The sequence below is a fragment of the Prescottella defluvii genome, assembly GCF_000738775.1.
Taxonomy (GTDB): domain Bacteria; phylum Actinomycetota; class Actinomycetes; order Mycobacteriales; family Mycobacteriaceae; genus Prescottella; species Prescottella defluvii.
The window spans coordinates 1-566 of sequence record NZ_JPOC01000217.1; the positions used below are offsets into that span (position 1 = coordinate 1).

At 62.4% G+C, this 566-nt stretch carries 1 tRNA gene; it reads left to right on the top strand.

Annotated features, from left to right (window positions below):
* Window positions 1–466: 466 nt before the first annotated feature.
* Window positions 467–543, top strand: a tRNA-Met gene (locus IJ15_RS0124555).
* Window positions 544–566: the final 23 nt, after the last annotated feature.

A 566-nucleotide genomic window follows, 5' to 3' on the forward strand; every position in this document is an offset into this window, starting at 1 on the left:
GCCCAGCCGAGGGCACGCTTGCTGAAGCTGACGTTGGTCATGCGGGGTGGATCCTCTCCTGCGCTGACGCGAGCGGCCTGCGGGTGACGTGGTCGTCTTCCCGGGCGTGCGATCTTTCGTGTCCCGATCCCGCGGGGGCAGAGCTGGCAGCGGCGGGTCGGTCCTCCACTCGAACATCACGAGCTGATCACGAACGTACGGCAGTGATTCGCGGCCAGTCACGTCGACGAAACAGGCCGGTCGACCTGTTTCATAATCGACCGTTCGGACGTTTCCGCAGGTCGGCGCGGCCTGTCGTCGTGACGATTGTGGAGCGTTACATACGCGTTACGTGAGATGGATTACCGAGTATTCGTGAACTGCGTCACGACCGTGCCGGCCTTCCTGGATCGGCGGCTGCTCGAATCGGCCCCGTCGCAGGCGATTTGCCTTCCGTTCCATCGCTCGTGTAACTTCGTTCATGCAACGCGGGGTGGAGCAGCTCGGTAGCTCGCTGGGCTCATAACCCAGAGGTCGCAGGTTCAAATCCTGTCCCCGCTACCAATGAAGAACCCCCGTCCTGATTC